The sequence below is a fragment of the Pseudomonas sp. SST3 genome (assembly GCF_003325755.1).
The window spans coordinates 1-18,984 of record NZ_QORI02000014.1 but is presented as its reverse complement, the minus strand read 5'-3'; the positions used below and the strand labels follow the sequence as shown (position 1 = coordinate 18,984).

Genomic DNA, 18,984 nt, shown 5'->3' with positions numbered 1-18,984 from the left:
CTCGCGCCGGGCGGCTGGCTCGCGCAGGTATGACTAGCCTCGGCCCACCAGGCTTTGAGACAAGCCGTACATGAACAGCAACAGGTCCTGATCGGGGCGCGCATCCAAAACAGAGGCTCGGGCCATGCGCGGAATCGGGCAGTGATCGCTAACGTCGCTGCGTGCCACAACTTTGGCGTCAGGCTCGCTCCAGGCGGCAGCGCACAGGGAGGCGACACCCAACGAGGCGACCAAGAACAATCCTCGGGCGATTTCAAGGTTCATTGCGCAAGCCCTTGTTATTCGGTGAATCGAGAAATTCACCATAGTCGACAAACTCCTCAGATGCTCGACAACGTGACAAGTGGTCATTTTTTGAGCAGTCCTTACCGAAAAACTGCGAATAGTCCAATGAAACCATTCGGCTGGACTTCGCATACCTCCGGTAGAGCTCTGAACGGCCGCCATAAAAAAGCCCCGCACAAGGCGGGGCTCTTTATGCAGCTAGAGGCCGCTGGCTTACATCATGCCGCCCATGCCACCCATACCGCCCATGCCACCCATGTCCGGCATGGCTGGAGCAGCCTTGTCGTCGATGCTCTCGGCGACCATGGCTTCGGTGGTAACCATCAGGCCACCAATGGAGGCCGCGGCCTGCAGCGCGGAACGGGTCACCTTGGCCGGATCGAGGATACCCATCTCGATCATGTCGCCGTAGGTGTCCGAAGCAGCGTTGAAGCCGTAGTTGCCTTCACCCTGCTTGACCTTGTCGACCACGACGCTCGGCTCGCCACCAGCGTTGGCAACGATCTGACGCAGCGGCGCTTCGACAGCACGACGCAGCAGCGCGATACCGACGTTCTGGTCTTCGTTCTCACCCTTCAGCTCGGAGATAGCCTGCAGCGCACGCACCAGAGCGACACCGCCGCCAGGTACCACGCCTTCTTCAACGGCAGCACGAGTGGCATGCAGGGCGTCTTCGACGCGGGCCTTCTTCTCTTTCATCTCAACTTCGGTGCCGGCGCCGACCTTGATCACGGCAACACCGCCAGCCAGCTTGGCCAGACGCTCTTGCAGCTTCTCTTTGTCGTAGTCGGACGTGGTGTCTTCGACCTGCTTGCGGATCTGCGCTACACGGGCTTCGATGTCGACCTGCTGGCCAGCACCGTCGATGATGGTGGTGTTTTCCTTGTTCAGCACAACGCGCTTGGCGTTACCCAGGTGCTCCAGGGTAGCGGTTTCCAGGCTCAGGCCGACTTCTTCGGAAATCACGGTGCCGCCAGTCAGGATAGCGATGTCCTGCAGCATCGCCTTACGGCGGTCGCCGAAGCCAGGTGCCTTGACCGCAGCGACCTTGACGATGCCGCGCATGTTGTTGACGACCAGAGTCGCCAGCGCTTCGCCTTCAACGTCTTCAGCCACGATCAGCAGCGGACGACCAGCCTTGGCGACGGCTTCGAGAACCGGCAGCAGTTCGCGGATGTTGGAGATCTTCTTGTCGACCAGCAGCAGCAGCGGGCTGTCCAACTCGGCGACCATGGTGTCCGGCTTGTTGATAAAGTAAGGGGACAGGTAACCACGGTCGAACTGCATGCCCTCTACGACGGACAGTTCGTTTTCCAGACCCGAGCCTTCTTCAACGGTGATGACGCCTTCTTTACCAACTTTTTCCATGGCTTCGGCAATGATGGCACCGATGGAGCTGTCGGAGTTGGCGGAGATAGTGCCGACCTGGGCAATGGCCTTGAAGTCGGTGCATGGCTTGGCCAGGTTCTTCAGCTCAGCAACAACGGCGATGGTTGCCTTGTCAATGCCGCGCTTCAGGTCCATCGGGTTCATGCCGGCAGCGACGGCCTTCAGGCCTTCGTTGACGATGGCCTGAGCCAGAACGGTGGCGGTGGTAGTGCCGTCACCGGCCTCGTCGTTGGCCTTGGACGCGACGTCCTTGACCAGCTGCGCGCCCATGTTTTCGAAACGATCCTTCAGCTCGATTTCCTTGGCAACGGAAACGCCGTCCTTGGTGATGGTCGGAGCACCGAAGCTCTTCTCCAGAACCACGTTACGGCCTTTCGGACCGAGGGTCGCTTTTACCGCATCAGCCAGGACGTTGACGCCTGCCAGCATTTTCTTGCGGGCGGAATCGCCGAATTTAACTTCTTTAGCAGCCATGTTGATTCTTCCTCAAATTCTGTTGATGGAACGCTGTTCGCTATAAGCGAGCGCTGATCAGGCTTCTACGACGGCGAGGATTTCGTTCTCGCTCATCACCAGCAGGTCTTCACCGTCGACCTTGACGGTATTGCTGCCGGAGTAAGGGCCGAATACGACCTGGTCACCCACCTTGACGGCCAGCTGACGCACTTCGCCGTTGTCCAGAACGCGGCCAGTGCCTACAGCGACGATCTCACCACGGTTGGGCTTCTCGGCAGCGGAGCCCGGCAGCACGATGCCGCCTGCGGTCTTGGTTTCTTCTTCGCTGCGACGAATCACGACGCGGTCATGCAGAGGACGAAGCTTCATTGTCGATCTCTCCTAGTACAGTGGTTTCCATGCCGATGCATTCTCATCGGCGGGTTGGGCAAATCCGGCGGTGCCGGTTGCGGCCCGCAACGCGAGCCGCAGAAAACGGACTGTCGAACACGACAGCGACCTTGCGGTGACCGCTACATGCGGGCGTCAAAAATGATTTCAAGGGCACAGCGTTGATTTTTTCCATCGAGAAATGAAAAAAGGCATGCCTGCGCATGCCTTTTTGCTCGAGCGGTAAGCGTCACTTGTCGCGGCGCTCCCACTCGCCCTCGATCACGTTGGGGCGCTGCGGCCCGGCGTGACGCTCCTGCTGCTGACGCAGATCATCGGCAAAGGCGCGGCGGCGCTGGGCCTGCGCTTCGACACGACGGCCGACGAAGTTGACAAACAGCTTGCGCGACGGCGGAAACAGCACCAGCAGCGCGATGAGGTCGCTGAGGAAGCCTGGCAGGAACAGCAGACCGCCAGCAACGGCCATCATCAGCCCCTGCAGCATTTCCCGCTCCGGCAGCTCACCGCGAGCCAACCGCTCGCGCGCGCGCCAGGCGGTGGCAAAACCTGCCAGACGCAACAACAGGATGCCGGCCATGCCGCTGATGATCAGCAGCAGGATGGTCGGCAGCACGCCAATCGAGCTGCCAACCTTGATCAGCAACGCCAGCTCGGCCAGCGGAAACAGAAGAAACAGCAATAAGAAAATACGCATCGATAGTCCTTGGCGGAAGAACGGCTTCCGGTCTCGTGTAGATGACGGCAGGTCGGTCCGAATTCAACCCATCCAGGGAACAGGCTGTAACCGGATTATTCACCCCTGCGCTTACGTCAATTTGGGTCAGCGTCGCGCCATCGCCACCAGCGCCTGCCGCACCGCGCCTGGGTTGGTACAAGTAGCTGGGAATGTCAGCCAGTGAATGGCCCGACCGATGCGCAGGTGAAAACCCTCACTGTCGATCCCGACCATGCGGGCTTCGGGCGCCGTCGGCAGGCCTTCTTGCTCGACGTAATGGGCGATCGCCACGGCGTGATCATTGTTCATATGTTCGAGCATTTCGCCCTCGCCGCCGCCTGCCCCGGCGAACGGGTTGGCCAACGCCACCTCGTCCAGCCAGTGGATTGCGCCGAAGCCTCCGATGTAGCGCCATCGCACTGGCTGCAGCACCCAAAAATCGAAGTCGTGTACGCGGTGGTAATCGCGTGATTCGGGGAAATAGCGGTAATAGCGCTGTGCCGCGGCATCGATGGCGGCGGTCTCGGTGAGCAACCGGGCCTCGGTCAGTACGGTCAGGCGTCCGTTGGCCTGCACGTCCTCTGCGCCACGTTCCGCTACCAATAATGAACAGCGGGGGTCGGCCCGAAGATTCTTGGTGTGCTGAGCGATTCGGCTGATCAGCATCAGCGGCCAGCCCTCCTCGCCCAGGCAGTACGGCACAGCCGAGCCGAATGGGAAGCCGGGCATGGTCGCGGAGTGCGTTGAGAGCACACCACGGTATTCCTTGAGTAGGAGTTGTCGGGCATGCTTGGCGGCTTCAGCGCTCACTAGGGCTCCTCAAGGGCGTGTTCGGTTCGACGGGGCAACAGCATAACGGTTTCATCAGCGAACGTCGTTTACCGACGTGCGATGCATAAGTAGGAGATGGGCATGCAGCTAAAAGACAAGGTCATCATCATCACGGGCGGCGGCCAGGGGCTGGGGCGTGCGATGGGCGAATACCTCGCCGGAAAGGGCGCACGGTTGGCATTGGTCGATCTTAATCAGGAACGACTGGACGAGGCCGTGGCGGCCTGCAAAAGCGCCGGTGGAGATGCCCGCGCCTATCTGTGCAATGTCGCCAACGAAGAACAGGTCAGTCACATGGTCAGCCAGGTCAGTGATGATTTCGGCGGCCTGGATGGGCTGGTGAACAACGCCGGTATTCTCCGCGATGGCCTGACCATCAAGCTCAAGGACGGCGAGCTGTCGAAAATGAGCCTGGCGCAATGGCAGGCGGTGATAGACGTCAACCTGACCGGCGTGTTCCTTTGCACTCGCGAAGTGGCGTCGAAAATGATCGAGCTCAAGCGTCAGGGTGCGATCGTCAATATCTCCTCGATCTCCCGGGCGGGCAATATGGGCCAGGCGAACTACTCGGCCGCCAAGGCGGGCGTGGCAGCAGATACCGTCGTCTGGGCCAAGGAACTGGCGCGTTACGGCATTCGCGTCGCCGGTGTCGCCCCCGGGTTCATCGAGACCGAGATGGTTGCGAGCATGAAACCCGAAGCGCTGGAAAAAATGACCGCTGGCATTCCGCTCAAGCGACTCGGCAAGCCGATGGAGATTGCCCATTCGGTCGCCTATATCTTCGAGAACGACTATTACACCGGCCGCATCCTTGAGCTGGATGGCGGGCTGCGGCTGTAGCCGCTGATACGCAACCGGGCGCCTGAGCGTCCGGTCTGCAGACAGCCCCGGGCTTACCAGCCCACGCCAAAACCGATGCTGTAGCGGGTTTCATCCAGATCGCTTTCCGCGCCGCTGACGATGTCCTTTTCAGCTTTCATGTTCAGCGAGGCCCAATCGGTGACCTTGTAGCGCAGCCCCACCTCCGCGTCGAATTCGTAATCGGCGACGTTTTCCAGCGGCTTGCCGATTTCGCCGTTACTGAACAGCTCGAAGGTCTTGCCCACCAGATAGCGGTTGTAGTCCCACTTCATGGCGAGCGAGTAGAAGCTTTCCTTGTTGCCATCAGCGAATTCATAGTCGCTGCGGTTCACCAACGAGGCGAGCGAGAAGGCGCCCAGTTCGTTGTCCCAGAACTGGTAACCCGGACCGGTACCCAGCGTGCGCTGGCGGCGAACGTCTTCGACCTTGTCGCGCTTGTATTCAAAGCGCCCCTGCCAGAACCAGTGCTCATCGATGAACCGATCGAGCGCGTACTCAGCATCCCAGTTGTCCGTCGCGGTGACGCCGTCACGGTATTCGCGGTTGTAATTGGCCTTGCCGTTGTGACGCCAGAGGCCGTGGCGCGCTGAGGTATCGAACGATACGTCGTAGTCGTCCGTATCGGTTTCGGCACGCTTGTAGTCCAGCGCCACATCCACGTTGCCTTTCCAGGTCAGGTCATGGATCAGCGGTTTGGGATGGATGATCTGAGTGATGCTGGCAAGCGGGACCGTACGCGGCACTCCGCCATTGCTCAGGATGACCGTCCCGTCATCAGAAGCCTGAAGCGACTTGGCCATTTCGCCGGTCACGTCATCCTGCTTGATCAGCAACTGCTGGTTGCTTTCCAGTGTCGCGACTTGGCTCCATTTCACCGGAATAGAACCGCCGTAGTCGGTTTCGATCAGCAGCTTGCCGCCGTCGAGCACGCTGATTTTGCCGGTCAGGCGATCGCCGTTCTTCAGCCAGACGGTGTCGGCGAGCGACGGCAGGGTGAATACGGAAAGAGACACGCAAAGCAGGGTTCTGGAGAACATAGAGGGCTGAAATTCTGCGCAGGAGCGGTTAAAAAGGCAGGCATTATCCCTATGCGTTTAGTCACAGCAAGCACTGACCGCTGAACGGGAAGCGAGTTCAGCGCCCGCCCTACATGCCCGACCGCATACAGGAACATCCTCATGATCGAGCAACCGCCTCTGTTACCGCCTGGTGCCGACGCTGAGTCGCGCCGCTCGGCCGTCTACCTCGTCATGGCGCAGATTCCGGAAGGCAAGGTGGTGAGCTATGGCGAGGTGGCGGCCATGGCCGGATTAGGCCGTGCGGCACGCTGGGTCGGCAGGCTGATGTCCCAGCTGCCCGACGGCACCAGCCTGCCCTGGCACAGAGTAATCGCCGCCGGCGGTCGGCTCAGCCTGCCAGCAGGCAGCGCCGCCGGACACGAGCAGCGCATGCGGCTGCGCGCCGAGGGCGTGACCATCGTCAACGACCGGGTCGACATACGTCGGCACGGCTGGCATTCGGCTGAGCACAGCGGGTAGAGTGCGCGCTTCATGTCTATATCCGTCCCGTCATATGTCCCGTGAAACCTGGCGCGCCGCGCTCGCTGCCTACGCCAGCCCTGCCTCACTGACGCTACTGGTGCTCGGCTTCGCCGCAGGCCTGCCTGCAATCCTGGTGTTTTCCACGCTTTCGGTGTGGCTGCGTGAAGCGGGCGTCTCACGCGAAACCATCGGCTTTGCCAGCTGGATCAGCCTGGCCTATGCCTTCAAGTGGGTCTGGTCGCCCATGCTCGACCAGTGGCGCCTGCCCTGGATCGGCGCGCTGGGACGTCGCCGCTCCTGGCTGGTGCTGTCGCAAGCGGTGATTGCCATCGGCCTGATCGGCATGGCGCTATGCAACCCGCAGCACAACCTGACCATGCTGATTGCCCTGGCAGTCGCGGTGGCCTTCGCCTCAGCGACACAGGACATCGCCATCGACGCCTACCGTCTGGAAATCGCCGAGGACAAGCTACAGGCGACGCTGGCGGCAAGCTACATGACCGGTTATCGCATCGCCATGTTGCTGGCCAGCGCCGGCGCGCTGTTTCTGGCCGAATGGCTGGGCTCAACGAATCTCGAATACAGCCAGACAGCCTGGGCCACCACCTATATCGCCTTTGCGCTGCTGATTCTGCCGGGGCTGATCACCAGCCTGCTGATCCCGGAACCGGAGGGTGCCGCACCGCTGCCCAACGAGCCCTCGAAGTTCAGCTTCAACCACCAGCTGGCAGGAGTCGGCTTGCTGTTGCTGCTGCTGATATCGGTGCCCGCGATGATCAACGCGCTGATTGCACAGGCCTGGCCGCGCGCAACCTTGTACCTTTTGTTCATCATCGGATCGATGTCGCCCTGGGGGCGTGCGCTGCTCGTGCCGGTCCGGCAGATGCTGCGACAGGCTGGCCAGCGCCAGCGCCCGGCGCGCTTCGACTTCGTTCATCAGGCGGTTTCGGTGATCGTGCTGATCATTCTTATGGTGTCGACCACCGGCATGTTCCAGTCTTACTGGGGCGGCTACTGGCCACGCGGCACCATGTACCTGTTGATCTGCTGGGGTTGCCTGTCCGGTCCTGGGCGGATACTGATGGGACCGGTGCTGACGCCCATCACCGATTTCATTCTTCGCTATCGCTGGCAGGCGTTGCTACTGCTGGGGCTGATCGCCACCTACCGGATGTCCGACACGGTAATGGGGGTCATGGCCAATGTTTTTTACATCGACCAAGGTTTCAGCAAGGATCAGATTGCCAGCGTCAGCAAGCTGTTCGGACTGATCATGACCTTGCTCGGTGCAGCGTTTGGCGGCCTGCTGATCGTGCGCTTCAGCATCCTGCCGATTCTGTTCGTCGGCGGTGTTGCCTCCGCCGCGACCAATCTCATGTTCATGCTGCTGGTGGATATGGGCGCCAACCTGAACATGCTGATCGTCACTATCTCCTGCGACAACTTCAGCGGAGGCCTGGCCTCCACCGCCTTCGTCGCCTACTTGTCGAGCCTCACCAACCTGAAGTTCTCGGCGACGCAGTACGCGTTGCTAAGTTCGCTGATGCTGCTATTGCCCCGCCTGCTGGGCGGCTACTCCGGTGTAATGGTGGAGCATCTTGGATACAGTGATTTCTTCTTGGTTACCGCGTTGCTCGGCGTGCCAACCCTGATATTGATTGTGTGGCAATGGTCACGCAGCCGCAGGCAATTGGATACGGCTGATCCGCTGGCGAATACCGAGCGGAGCTAAAAAAAGCCGGCAATCGCCGGCTTTTTTAGCTCTGAGCTCAGCTCTGAACTAGATGCACCACACGCTGCGGAAACGGAATACCAATCCCAGCCTCGTCGAAGCGCTCCTTCACCCGCTCGGTAAAATTGAAGGTCACCGGCCAGAAGTCACCGGTCGCCACCCAGACCCGCAGCGACAGGTTGACCGAGCTATCGCCCAGCCCGGTCACGAACACCACGGGCTCGGGATCACGCAGGACGCGCTCGTCCTCGGCGATTTCCAGCAAAATTTTGCGCGCCAGTTTGATGTCTGCGCTGTAATCGATGCCGATGTTGATATCGGCGCGACGACGCGGCTCGCGGGAATAGTTGGTGATATGCCCATTGGACAGGCTGCCGTTGGGGACCACGATGGTTTTGTTATCAGCCGACTTGAGTATCGTGTGGAAGATCTGGATCGCATGTACGGTTCCTGAGACGCCCTGTGCCTCAATCCATTCGCCGACGCGAATTGGACGAAACAACAGGATCAACACCCCACCAGCGAAATTGGCCAGGCTTCCCTGCAGCGCCAGACCGATCGCCAGACCGGCCGCACCAATCACGGCGATGAAGGACGTCGTTTCCACCCCGATCATCGACGCCACGCTGACCAGCAGCAGCACCTTCAGAATGATGCTCAACAGGCTCTCGATGAAACCGTGCAGCGAAGGGTCCACCTGGCGGCGCTGCAGCAGACCGCCAACCTTGCTGGTGAGTTTGTTGATCAGCCACCAGCCGACCAGAAAGGTGGCTAGCGCCAGCAGAAGCTGGGCACCGTACTGTAGAACGATCGGCAACCATGCCTCGGATAGCTCGACCAGATAATCAACACCGAAATCCATCAGTAGAAGTCTCCTTTGGGTCACCGAGCGCGCCAACAATGGCGGCTCGGAGAAAGCGGAAAAGCACGCATGGCATGCCGGAATCAATCGCGGAAATTGTTGAACTGCAGCGGCATACCGAAATCCTTGGCTCGCAGCAGCGCAATGGCTTCCTGCAGATCGTCGCGCTTTTTGCCAGTCACCCGAACCTGTTCGCCCTGGATCGCTGCCTGCACCTTGAGCTTGGCGTCCTTGATATAGGCGACAATTTTCTTGGCCAGCTCCTTGTCGATGCCTTCACGCAGCACGACGTCCTGCTTGACGGATCTGCCCGAGGGATAGGGATCCTTTAGCTCGAGACACTGGATATCGATCTTGCGCTTGACCAGGCTCAGTTTCAGAATCTCCAGCATCTGCTCCAACTGGAAGTCGGCATCGGCGGTCAGATGGACCGTCAACTCCTTGAGTTCAAAGGTGCCTTTACCGCGTAGGTCATAACGCCGATCGAGTTCCTTCAAAGCATTATCGACGGCATTGGTGACTTCGTGTTTGTCCAGTTCGGACACCACGTCGAACGAGGGCATGAGCTTCCTCCTAAAAAACGGCGCAACGGTGTGATCCAGCGCGCTTAGTTTGACGGTTCAAATGGGCCATCATTATAACCGTTCAGGCCGATAACGCCCGGCCACCCAGTGTTACGACACCCTCCTTCTCTGAGCCCATGAATGCCCAACCCTCAACTCAGCATCCTGGTGGTCGACGACGCCAAGTTCTCAAGCGTGATGATCGGTCGCGTCCTGTCCAAGGCCGGGTACGAAGATATTCGTTTCGCCAATAGCGCCATCGCTGCATTGGAGCTGATTGAGCAGCGCCCGGCCAACGTCCTGCTGGCCGACTGGTTGATGCCAGAAATGGACGGTTTGGAGCTGACTACCCAGGTGCGCCAGCAGGACGAAATGTCTGACCACTACACCTACATCATCCTGTTGACCGGGCGCGACGGTCAGGATGTGCTGAGCAAGGCATTCGACCAGGGCGTGGACGACTTCATCGGCAAATCGGTGATGAATGACCAGCTGGTGCCGAGGATATATGCGGCTGATCGGCTTTGTGGTTCGTTGCAGCGGCTGATGCGGGAAAACCGCCTACTGACCGAGAACATCGCCAGCCTGGAAATGCGCAACCTGATCGACCCGATCACGGGACTCGGCAACACCCGGTATCTTCGCCAGCGGCTCGGCGATAGCCTGCGCCAGATCGGAAGCCGTGGCGGCGCGCTATGCTACCTGACGATAGGTCTGCCGGAACTCCCCAGCCAACGTAAGCGCTATGGCGAGCATTTTCATCAAGAATTGCTGCGAGGCGTGGCGAAGCGCTTGCAGCAGCTGGTGCGACCTCTGGACATACTCACCCGCCTGGATGAAGCGCACTTCGGCCTGCTCACCCTGGTCGATGATCCGAGCGCCTGCTCACCGAGCAGTTTCAAACGGCTGCACGATGGGCTCAATCTCAAGGCATTCAAGACCAGCGAGGGCTTCATCTCGATCAAGGCGGGCATCGGTCTGGTCAGCCTCGATGCGAGTGCATTACCGCTCGACCCTCAGGTGATAATCGAACGCGCCGAGGCCCTGCTGCCTGACGCCTATACCACGGGACGCATCGTGCCCCTACGTTACAGGCAACCTGCCTGATGGCCCAGATTTGGCACGTTCTGGGCGCCGGTAGCCTCGGAGGGCTTTGGTCGGCGCGCCTGTTCCGTGTCGGCGTCCCGCTGCGGATCATCCTGCGCAACCCGGCGCGACTGGCCGACTATCAGGCCGCCGGCGGCCTGGGCCTGATCGAGAACGGGCAGCCATACGTCTACCCCGTACCGGCGGAGCTGCCTGAGGCCACCACGCTGATCGAGCGACTGTTGGTCGCCTGCAAGGCCTACGATGCGGAAGCTGCCATCGCCGAGGTGGCGCCGCGATTGGTCAAGGGATCGGAAATTCTCCTGCTGCAGAATGGTTTGGGCAGCCAACAAGCCATTGCCGCACGCTGGCCGGACAGCCGCTGCGTGTTCATCTCCAGCACCGAAGGGGCCTATCGGCAGGATGGCTTCCAGATAGTCCATGCCGGTCAGGGGCAAAACTGGCTGGGCGAACCGGCCCATCGCAGCCCTCCGTCATGGCTCGCCGATCTCGACGCGGCCGGCATTCCCTACACATGGACCGACGGCATCATGGTCAAGCTGTGGCGCAAGCTGGCGATCAATTGCGCCATCAATCCGCTGAGCGTCCTGCATGACTGTCGCAACGGTGATTTGCTGGCGCACCCCGAGCAACTGCACCGGCTTTGCAACGAACTCGTCGAACTACTCCAGGCTTGCGATCAGGGTGACGCCGCCGATGGGCTCGAAGCGGAAGTGCTGCGTGTAATCGAGGCAACAGCCAACAATTACTCATCAATGCATCAGGACGTGCGAAGCGGTCGCCGGACCGAAGTCAGCTTTTTGCTCGGCCAGGCCTGCCGGACCGCACGCCATCATGGGTTGCAGGTACCTGAGCTGTGCGGTTTGCTGGAGCAACTCCAAGCGTTCCTGCACCAGCGTGGATTGCCCACGGACTGAGGCACCGCTACCCTGCTGAAACACCCTTCGCCAGTGCCTGCCATGACCCTGCGCCAGCGCCTCGAAAATCTCCCGGTCGGCCGTAAGCTGTTGATCGCCCTGCTCGTGCTGCTTGCTGCAGTGCTGCTAGTGTCCAATCTCGCATTCATCAGCGCGGCCTACTGGATCTCTCGCCAGAGCGTCGCGCCGCAAGCCATGCATACACTCGGCGCGCTGTTCGCGACGCCCGAGTTGAGCAACCGCGCCCTGGAATCCGAAGCGGCCGCCAACGAGCTGTTACAGAAGCTGAACGATTACGCCCCGCTGCGGGCAGCCGTGATTTACGACAGCACCGGCCGGAGCCTGGCACAGCTGTATCGCGGTGCGCCGCTGGACCTGCCGCAGCGGGTCAGCGAGCTGTCGGCATGGCAGAAGACCGAAATGCGTGCCAACCTGCTGGTCGAACTGCCGCAAACCGTGGGGCCTGCGGGCCACTTGCTGATCATCGCCAGCAGCGAGCTGCCCGGTGCCTTCTACACCGGCACCCTGACCGCCAGTCTTGCCATACTTCTGGTCAGCCTGCTGCTTTGGGTGCTGGTCGCTCGGCAGATACGCCGGCTGGTCACGCATCCGATCCGCGACCTCGAAACCCTGTCCCGCCAGGTCACGCGTGAAGAAAACTATTCCCTGCGCGCGACGCCGAGGAACCAGGACGAAATCGGCCACCTGGCTGACGCCTTCAATACCATGCTGTCGCGCATGGAAGCTCGCGAGCAGCAACTCAAGCGTGCCCGCGACGATGCCCAGGATGCATTCGATCACGCCCAGGGCCTCGCGGAGGAAACCCGACACTCCAACCGCAAGCTCGAGCTGGAAGTTCAGGTCCGCAGCAAGATCGAAAAGAAGCTCACCGGCTTTCAGAACTACCTGAACAGCATCATCGACTCGATGCCGTCGGTGCTCATCGCGCTGGATGAACAACTCTACGTGACCCAATGGAACCAGCAGGCCAGCGCGCTCTCCGGCACCTCCATCGACGACGCCCTGAACCAGCCCGTATTCATCGCCTTCGAGCCGCTGAGACCCTTCCTGACGCAGATTCGTCGTACATCCGAACGGCACCAAGTCGAGAAGATCGAGCGTGTTACTTGGACGTTCAATGGCGAGCCTCGACATTACGCCCTGACGCTCTACCCCTTGATGGGGGGTGGCGGCCGCGGCGTGGTTATCCGCATCGACGACATCACCGAGCGTATCAACATGGAAGAGATCATGGTGCAATCGGAGAAAATGCTGTCAGTCGGCAGCCTCGCCGCCGGCATGGCGCATGAGATCAACAACCCCCTCGGCGCTATCTTGCACAACGCGCAGAATATCCGCCGACGCCTGTCGCCGGACCTTGAGCGAAACCGTGAAGTCGCCGATGAAACGGGCGTACTGCTGGAGGCGGTGAATCAATATCTGCAACGACGGGAAATTCCTCAGTTGCTCGACGGCATCCAGCAAGCCGGCTCCCGCGCAGCCAAGATCGTCAGCCACATGCTGAGCTTCAGCCGTCTGAGCAACCGGCAACTGGCCGAATGCCAGCTGACCGTACTGATCGATCAGGCGTTAGAAATTGCCGGTAGCGACTTCGCGCTGATGGATGGCTTCGACTTCCGCTCCATCGAGATCATCCGCGACTTCGACCCGCAAGTGGACCGGGTTCCCTGCATCGGCAACGAACTCGAACAGGTACTGCTGAACCTTCTAAAAAACGCCGCGCAAGCCATCTACCAGAAACCGGAACGTGGCCGTGGCCGTGGCCGTGGGCAAATCATTTTGCGGACACGTCTGAACCCGCCCTGGGCCGAGATCCAAGTGGAAGACAACGGAAGCGGTATCCCTGAGCACATCCGCAAGAGAATCTTCGAGCCTTTTTTCACCACCAAGGAGGTGGGTCAGGGAACCGGGCTGGGTCTTTCCGTTTCGTATTTCATCATCACCAACAATCACAAGGGCCAGATGGAAGTGCAGAGCAGGTCCGACCAGGGCACCACCTTCACCCTTCGCCTGCCGCTTACATCGGCATCCGACGCCAACTGAAACCAAACCAGGAAACCACAGATGGGCAATCGACTATCCAAGATCTACACCCGCACCGGCGACGCCGGGGAAACCGGTCTGGCCGATGGCCGCCGGGTTCCCAAGGACCACCCGCGAATCGAAGCCATGGGTGAGGTCGATACGCTCAACAGCCAATTGGGGCTGCTGCTCGCCGAGCTCGCCGAAGCCCAAGCGCGCTGGCCGGACCTGTCTGAGCTGATCGAAGTCCTGGGACCCTGCCAACACCGCCTGTTCGACCTCGGCGGCGAGTTAGCGATGCCTGATTATCAGGCCCTGACGGACGCCGAGGTGGCGCGCCTGGAAGCAGCTATTGATCACTGGAATACCGAGCTCGGACCACTCGAAGATTTCATCATGCCGGGCGGCACGCGCTTGATCGCGCTCGCCCACCTGTGCCGCAGCATGGCTCGTACCGCCGAGAGACGCTGCCAACAGCTCAACGCCATCGAGCCGCTGCGTCCGGTCGCGTTGGCGTATCTCAATCGCCTGTCAGACCTGTTCTTCGTTGTCGCTCGCCTGATCGCACGTCGCCAAGGCTGCGCCGAAATCCTCTGGCATGCCGCCAGCGCGCCTGACAACACCGATGCCTGAGCAGGCCGCGGCCCGGCAGGACCGTATTCGCGATGGGCTGCACGCAGCCTGGGAAGCGTTCATCGTCTTGCTGGTATGCATCAACCTGGGGCTGATCGTGTTCGACAGCCTGTTCATCGTGCAGCCGATCAACCAGGCCTTCGCCGAGTGGTTGCCGAGGCTGCACCAGCGCTACGACACGCTGATTCACCGTAACTTCCAGCTGATCGATCTAGGTTTCGTCGCCATATTCATCCTCGACGTGATACTCGGCTGGACCGTCGCACTGTTCGAACGACGTTACGCGCGCTGGTATTACTACCCTTTCGCGCATTGGTATGACGTGCTCGGTTGCATCCCGCTGACCGGCTTTCGCTGGCTGCGTGTTCTGCGGGTCGGCAGCCTGCTCTTCCGCCTGCAGAGGCTGGGCCTCATCGACGTGCGCCAGTGGCCGATCTACGGGCTGATCCATCGCTATTACCTGCTGTTGCTGGAAGAGCTGTCTGATCGCGTCATGGTTCGATTGTTCAGCCGCATGCAGCAAGAGATAGGCGCCAGCGACGAGTTATCTCGTAGGCTGCTGGAAGAGGTGGTGAGGCCGCGCAAGGAACGCTTACTGAACGATCTGTCCCGGCGCCTGCACGGCATGCTGGAGAGCGGGTATCGGGACAACCGCGGCGCCATCGAAGGCTATGTTGGCGGTTTGATCCATCAAGCCCTGGCGAACAACCCTGAAGTCGGCCGCCTGCGCCGCCTTCCGCTGGGCGATCGGGTCGCTAACACGCTGGACGAGGCGCTGACAGATATCGCGGCACGACTGCTACAGGGCGCGGTAGAGGGTCTGCAGGGCGCTCAATTCCAGCGCCTGGCCCGCAATCTGGCTGACGAATGCTTTGAAGCCTGGGTTTACCAGGACGAGAGCACCGATCTCGCCCTTGAGGAATTATTGGTCGATATCATCGAGGTGCTCAAGCAACAGGTACTCGATCGACGCTGGAGCCGTTTCGTTGGTCCTATCGAGCCGCCAACGCCGCCGGGCTAGGACGACATCGCTGCGGTCGCATCATGCTGATGATCGATGCGCGCACCGACGACCATTTCGGTGGCCCATTTGACGAGGATATCGGTGTAGGCCTTCTGGCAGTTCTCGTTGGTCAGGCCATGATCGGCACCGAGAATAATCCGGTGGGTCAGTGAGTGAGTCTGCTGGAACGCCGCGCGGTAACTCATGATCGTACTGTGCGGGACCAGATGATCATGCTCGGACTCGACGATCAGCACGTCGCCAAGAAATTCGGCGCAGGCCGCCAGCGTTCGGTTCTCCTCGGGAACGACCCGCCGGCCTCGCAGCTGATTCAGCAGGTTGCGATCCAACTGCCGCTTCGGCACCGCCCAGTCATCGTCCCCGTAAAGCGCTGGGACACGCATCGCCAACCACCTGACCGGTCGCAGGGACGTGAGCAGCGCGGCCAGGTAACCACCATAGCTGGTGCCAACCACGGCGATCGCTGACGGATCGATATTCGGATGCTGCACCAGGAGATCGTAAGCGGCTAGAAGGTCACGCAGGTTCTGCTCTCGGGTAACGGTCTGTTGTTGTGCCAATGTCAGGGCATGCCCCCTGAGATCGAACGATAGACAGATACAGCCCAGCCCGGCGATACCGCGTGCACGCGTCAGGTCTCGTTCCTGACTCCCGCCCCAGCCGTGCACGAAGAGCACGCCCGGCAGCTTCGTCGGCGGCGACAGGAAAGTGCCGGCGATGTGCTCATCATCTACGAGGATGTCTACGCTTTCGCTATGGGTTGCCATGCTCCTCCACCATTGCGTACTTGGTTATGAAACCGACTTCGGCGTCCTCGCCACGAAACAGTACCGTTGCGCCATCAGGCACGGTCGAGTCGCCGTAGAGCTCAATCGAAGATGCGCGAACAAACGGTCTGCCGGCACCTTTGGCAAATGTCTCCAGCGCCGCCACCTCGGCGGTGCTGGCCCCGCCGATCCGCCAGGATTGCTCCAGCACACCGGAGCAGGCGCGCCCTCTGTCATCGATGCCCTGAGCGATATCGTAATTGCGCCGAGACGCATAGAAATTGCGAAAGCAAGCCGACGCAGCCTCGTCGTAGGCCTGCGCCTGGGAGATGGCAAGGCGTGTTCTTTCGGGCAGATCCTGGCTCAACAGGGCGTCGAAATCTCCTTCAACGACCAGTAGGTCCGAACCGCCGTACACCGTTTGACCCGCGTTGTCCTGGGTCAGCCGCTGGGTACCGTGATAGCTCAGAGTTCGCCCAGCAGCACGTACCTGTCCCACACTGAATGTGGTTACGTGCTCTAGATTCGCCTCGAGGACCAGGCCGTACTGGGCCAGCTCGTCTTCGTTCATATTTTCCAGCGCACGATCGAGCTGTTGGTCGGAGGTCACCCGCTCCTGCCCTCGACCGCCGGTCGCTCGCACCGGCTTGATTCTGAGCGCCCCCTCATGCAACAGGCGCCGCCCAGCCTCACGCGCATCGCGCAGCGAGAACGCACTGTAGCCGGGTAAAACGCCGCCAGTGACGCGCCGAGCGAAATCCCGCGACCAGCCGATGGGCGAGTCGGCATCCGGGCGCACCAGCGGATGAGTGATTGCCTTGGTTTCAATGAATGCATGGGGTACGACACCGCCAAACAGATCCCGCTCGCTCTCCAAACCCAGCTCCCGCGCTTGATCGGCACCTACGACGGTGCCAGACGGTACGAAATAAAGCTGGCGCGGATAACTGACACTGCGGTCATATTCACCGAGAAAAGCAAACCCCTGGAGCGCCGCCAAGCGTTTGGCCAACTGCTCGTGCACAGCCTTTTCATGCAGGGGTTCGTTAGATCGATTGGCAAAGGTTACGACAGCCCCTCGGGCGTCTTGCGGGGTATCCGCAGTCTTCATAGGTGGATTCGCTCCATGGACTACTGGTACATGCACGACGCAGCGGCAAAACGCCGCTCCATCGCTCGTTTCCACCCGACCAAAGCGGATCCGGTGTAATCAGATAGACCCCCTATCCACGCTATCTATCCTTCAATGATGTCCCGACCACCACCCCGGCGTGAGGCGCGAACGAAAAAGGGGGAGCAGACCGAAATCTGCTCCCCCTTTCTCGTTACCGCTCAGGTTCAGTCGTCGACCGAGCTGCGGATCAGGTGATCGAAGGCACTCAGCGAGGCCTTGGCACCTTCGCCGACGGCAATGACGATCTGCTTGTACGGCACGGTGGTCACGTCACCCGCGGCGAAGATACCCGGCAGCGAGGTCTCGCCACGCGCATCGACGATGATCTCGCCACGCGACGTCAACTCAACGGTGCCCTTCAGCCAATCGGAGTTGGGCAGCAGACCGATCTGCACGAAGATGCCTTCCAGTTCCAGCGTGTGGAACTCGCTGGAGTTGCGATCCTTGTAGACCAGGCCGTTGACCTTCTGCCCGTCGCCGGTGACCTCGCTGGTCAGCGCACTGGTGATCACCGTGACGTTGGGCAGGCTGTGAAGCTTCTTCTGCAGCACGGCATCGGCACGCAGCTGACTGTCGAACTCGAGCAGTGTGACCTGAGCAACGATGCCCGCCAGGTCGATGGCCGCTTCCACGCCCGAGTTGCCGCCACCGATTACTGCCACGCGCTTGCCCTTGAACAGCGGGCCGTCGCAGTGCGGGCAGTAGGCGACGCCACGGCCGCGGTATTCCTGCTCACCCGGCACGTTCATTTCACGCCAACGCGCACCGGTGGCCAGGATCAGCGTCTTGGCCTTCAGCGAGCCGCCGTTCTCCAATTTGATCTCATGCAGTCCGCCGTCGGTCGAGGCCGGAATCAGCTGGGCAGCGCGCTGCAGGTTCATGATGTCGACATCGTACTCTCGCACGTGGCTTTCCAGTGCGCGGGCCAGCTTCGGGCCTTCGGTCTCGTTGACCGAGATGAAGTTCTCGATGGCCATGGTGTCCAGCACCTGACCGCCGAAGCGCTCGGCGGCGACACCGGTGCGGATGCCCTTGCGCGCGGCATAGATGGCGGCGGCAGCGCCGGCCGGACCACCGCCGACGACCAGCACGTCGAACGCGTCCTTGGCGCTGAGCTTTTCGGCATCACGGGCCGAAGCACCGGTGTCGAGCTTGGCGAGAATCTCTTCCTCGCCCATGCGCCCCTGGCCGAACAGCTCGCCGTTAAGGTAGATGCTCGGTACGGACATGACCTGACGCACCGTGACTTCTTCCTGGAACAGCGCGCCGTCGATGGCGACATGGCGAATGTTCGGGTTGAGCACCGCCATCAGGTTCAGTGCCTGGACCACGTCCGGGCAGTTCTGGCAGGACAGCGAGAAGTAGGTTTCGAAGTTGTATTCACCATCGAGGTTCTGGATCTGCTCGATGACTTCCGGTGCAGTCTTCGACGGATGGCCGCCAACCTGCAGCAGGGCGAGCACCAGCGAGGTGGAATTCGTGCCCCATCGGGATGCCAGCGAAACGCAGGCTGATGTTGCCACCGATGCGGTTGAGTGCGAACGAGGGCTTACGCACGTCATCGCCGTCAGTACGCAGCGTAATCTTGTCGCTCAGGCTGGTGATCTCTTCCAGCAGGCTGAGCATTTCCTGGGATTTGGCACCGTCATCGAGGGACGCAACGATCTCGAACGGCTGGGTGACCTTTTCAAGAT

General features: G+C 60.7%; 18 protein-coding genes and 1 pseudogene. 8 read left to right on the top strand and 11 right to left on the bottom strand.

Annotation, left to right across the window (positions count from 1 at the left end):
• Window positions 1-33: 33 nt before the first annotated feature.
• The 5 genes from DQ405_RS15300 to DQ405_RS15280 all read right to left on the bottom strand — a co-directional run bounded on the left by DQ405_RS15300 (window position 34) and on the right by DQ405_RS15280 (window position 4,045).
• A complete protein-coding gene (locus tag DQ405_RS15300; RefSeq protein WP_168425008.1) occupies window positions 34-264 on the bottom strand; it encodes a hypothetical protein in 231 nt (76 codons plus the stop codon).
• 234 nt (window positions 265-498) lie between these two features.
• Complete coding sequence (gene groL / locus DQ405_RS15295; RefSeq protein ID WP_019340747.1) at window positions 499-2,148, bottom strand: chaperonin GroEL; 1,650 nt, start codon at window positions 2,146-2,148, stop codon at window positions 499-501.
• A 57-nt stretch (window positions 2,149-2,205) separates the two neighbouring features.
• Window positions 2,206-2,499 (bottom strand): co-chaperone GroES, encoded by a 294-nt coding sequence (locus DQ405_RS15290; protein ID WP_019340746.1) that lies wholly within the window; start codon window positions 2,497-2,499, stop codon window positions 2,206-2,208.
• A 250-nt stretch (window positions 2,500-2,749) separates the two neighbouring features.
• On the bottom strand, window positions 2,750-3,214 hold the full coding sequence (locus DQ405_RS15285; protein ID WP_168425007.1) for an FxsA family protein: 465 nt from the start codon (window positions 3,212-3,214) through the stop codon (window positions 2,750-2,752).
• A gap of 126 nt (window positions 3,215-3,340) precedes the next feature.
• A complete protein-coding gene (locus DQ405_RS15280) occupies window positions 3,341-4,045 on the bottom strand; it encodes a DUF2470 domain-containing protein (RefSeq protein WP_168425006.1) in 705 nt (234 codons plus the stop codon).
• A 102-nt stretch (window positions 4,046-4,147) separates the two neighbouring features.
• Between DQ405_RS15280 and DQ405_RS15275 the strand changes: the two genes are divergently transcribed.
• Window positions 4,148-4,906 (top strand): SDR family oxidoreductase, encoded by a 759-nt coding sequence (locus DQ405_RS15275; protein WP_168425005.1) that lies wholly within the window; start codon window positions 4,148-4,150, stop codon window positions 4,904-4,906.
• Window positions 4,907-4,959: 53 nt separating this feature from the next.
• Here the strand turns inward: DQ405_RS15275 and DQ405_RS15270 are convergent, their stop codons facing one another.
• The gene (locus DQ405_RS15270; RefSeq protein WP_168425004.1) at window positions 4,960-5,964 is read right to left on the bottom strand and encodes a DUF481 domain-containing protein; all 1,005 of its coding nucleotides are present in this window, start codon (window positions 5,962-5,964) and stop codon (window positions 4,960-4,962) included.
• A 141-nt stretch (window positions 5,965-6,105) separates the two neighbouring features.
• Between DQ405_RS15270 and DQ405_RS15265 the strand changes: the two genes are divergently transcribed.
• Window positions 6,106-6,465: an MGMT family protein gene (locus tag DQ405_RS15265; RefSeq protein WP_168425003.1), complete on the top strand. Its 360-nt coding sequence runs from the start codon at window positions 6,106-6,108 to the stop codon at window positions 6,463-6,465.
• Window positions 6,466-6,499: 34 nt separating this feature from the next.
• The gene (locus tag DQ405_RS15260; RefSeq protein WP_168425002.1) at window positions 6,500-8,200 is read left to right on the top strand and encodes an AmpG family muropeptide MFS transporter; all 1,701 of its coding nucleotides are present in this window, start codon (window positions 6,500-6,502) and stop codon (window positions 8,198-8,200) included.
• Window positions 8,201-8,237: 37 nt separating this feature from the next.
• On the opposite strand, the gene DQ405_RS15255 is transcribed toward DQ405_RS15260, so the two are convergent.
• Window positions 8,238-9,062 (bottom strand): mechanosensitive ion channel family protein, encoded by an 825-nt coding sequence (locus DQ405_RS15255; RefSeq protein ID WP_168425001.1) that lies wholly within the window; start codon window positions 9,060-9,062, stop codon window positions 8,238-8,240.
• Between the two features lie 83 nt (window positions 9,063-9,145).
• Window positions 9,146-9,625, bottom strand: coding sequence for a YajQ family cyclic di-GMP-binding protein (locus DQ405_RS15250; protein WP_168425000.1), 480 nt, complete (start codon window positions 9,623-9,625; stop codon window positions 9,146-9,148).
• 141 nt (window positions 9,626-9,766) lie between these two features.
• Between DQ405_RS15250 and DQ405_RS15245 the strand changes: the two genes are divergently transcribed.
• Genes DQ405_RS15245 through DQ405_RS15225 form a run of 5 tightly spaced genes read left to right on the top strand, consistent with a single transcriptional unit; the run spans window position 9,767 to window position 15,346 of the window.
• Window positions 9,767-10,732, top strand: coding sequence for a response regulator (locus tag DQ405_RS15245; RefSeq protein WP_168424999.1), 966 nt, complete (start codon window positions 9,767-9,769; stop codon window positions 10,730-10,732).
• The gene (locus tag DQ405_RS15240; protein WP_168424998.1) at window positions 10,732-11,649 is read left to right on the top strand and encodes a putative 2-dehydropantoate 2-reductase; all 918 of its coding nucleotides are present in this window, start codon (window positions 10,732-10,734) and stop codon (window positions 11,647-11,649) included. Before DQ405_RS15245 ends, DQ405_RS15240 begins: the two co-directional genes overlap by 1 nt.
• Window positions 11,650-11,691: 42 nt before the next feature.
• Window positions 11,692-13,713 (top strand): HAMP domain-containing sensor histidine kinase, encoded by a 2,022-nt coding sequence (locus tag DQ405_RS15235; RefSeq protein WP_168424997.1) that lies wholly within the window; start codon window positions 11,692-11,694, stop codon window positions 13,711-13,713.
• A 21-nt stretch (window positions 13,714-13,734) separates the two neighbouring features.
• Complete coding sequence (locus DQ405_RS15230; protein WP_168424996.1) at window positions 13,735-14,325, top strand: cob(I)yrinic acid a,c-diamide adenosyltransferase; 591 nt, start codon at window positions 13,735-13,737, stop codon at window positions 14,323-14,325.
• Window positions 14,318-15,346, top strand: coding sequence for an ion transporter (locus DQ405_RS15225; RefSeq protein WP_168424995.1), 1,029 nt, complete (start codon window positions 14,318-14,320; stop codon window positions 15,344-15,346). The genes DQ405_RS15230 and DQ405_RS15225 overlap by 8 nt, the downstream gene beginning before the upstream one ends.
• Here DQ405_RS15225 and DQ405_RS15220 read toward each other — a convergent pair.
• From DQ405_RS15220 to ahpF, 3 genes and pseudogenes are all read right to left on the bottom strand, one after another.
• Window positions 15,343-16,116, bottom strand: a complete 774-nt coding sequence (locus tag DQ405_RS15220) for an alpha/beta hydrolase family protein (protein WP_168424994.1) — start codon at window positions 16,114-16,116, stop codon at window positions 15,343-15,345. The two genes, DQ405_RS15225 and DQ405_RS15220, sit on opposite strands and share 4 nt — an antisense overlap.
• Window positions 16,103-17,227, bottom strand: coding sequence for a DUF3182 family protein (locus tag DQ405_RS15215; RefSeq protein WP_168424993.1), 1,125 nt, complete (start codon window positions 17,225-17,227; stop codon window positions 16,103-16,105). The genes DQ405_RS15220 and DQ405_RS15215 overlap by 14 nt, the downstream gene beginning before the upstream one ends.
• 227 nt (window positions 17,228-17,454) lie before the next feature.
• A pseudogene (gene ahpF, locus DQ405_RS15210) lies at window positions 17,455-18,984 on the bottom strand (alkyl hydroperoxide reductase subunit F); the annotation flags it as partial.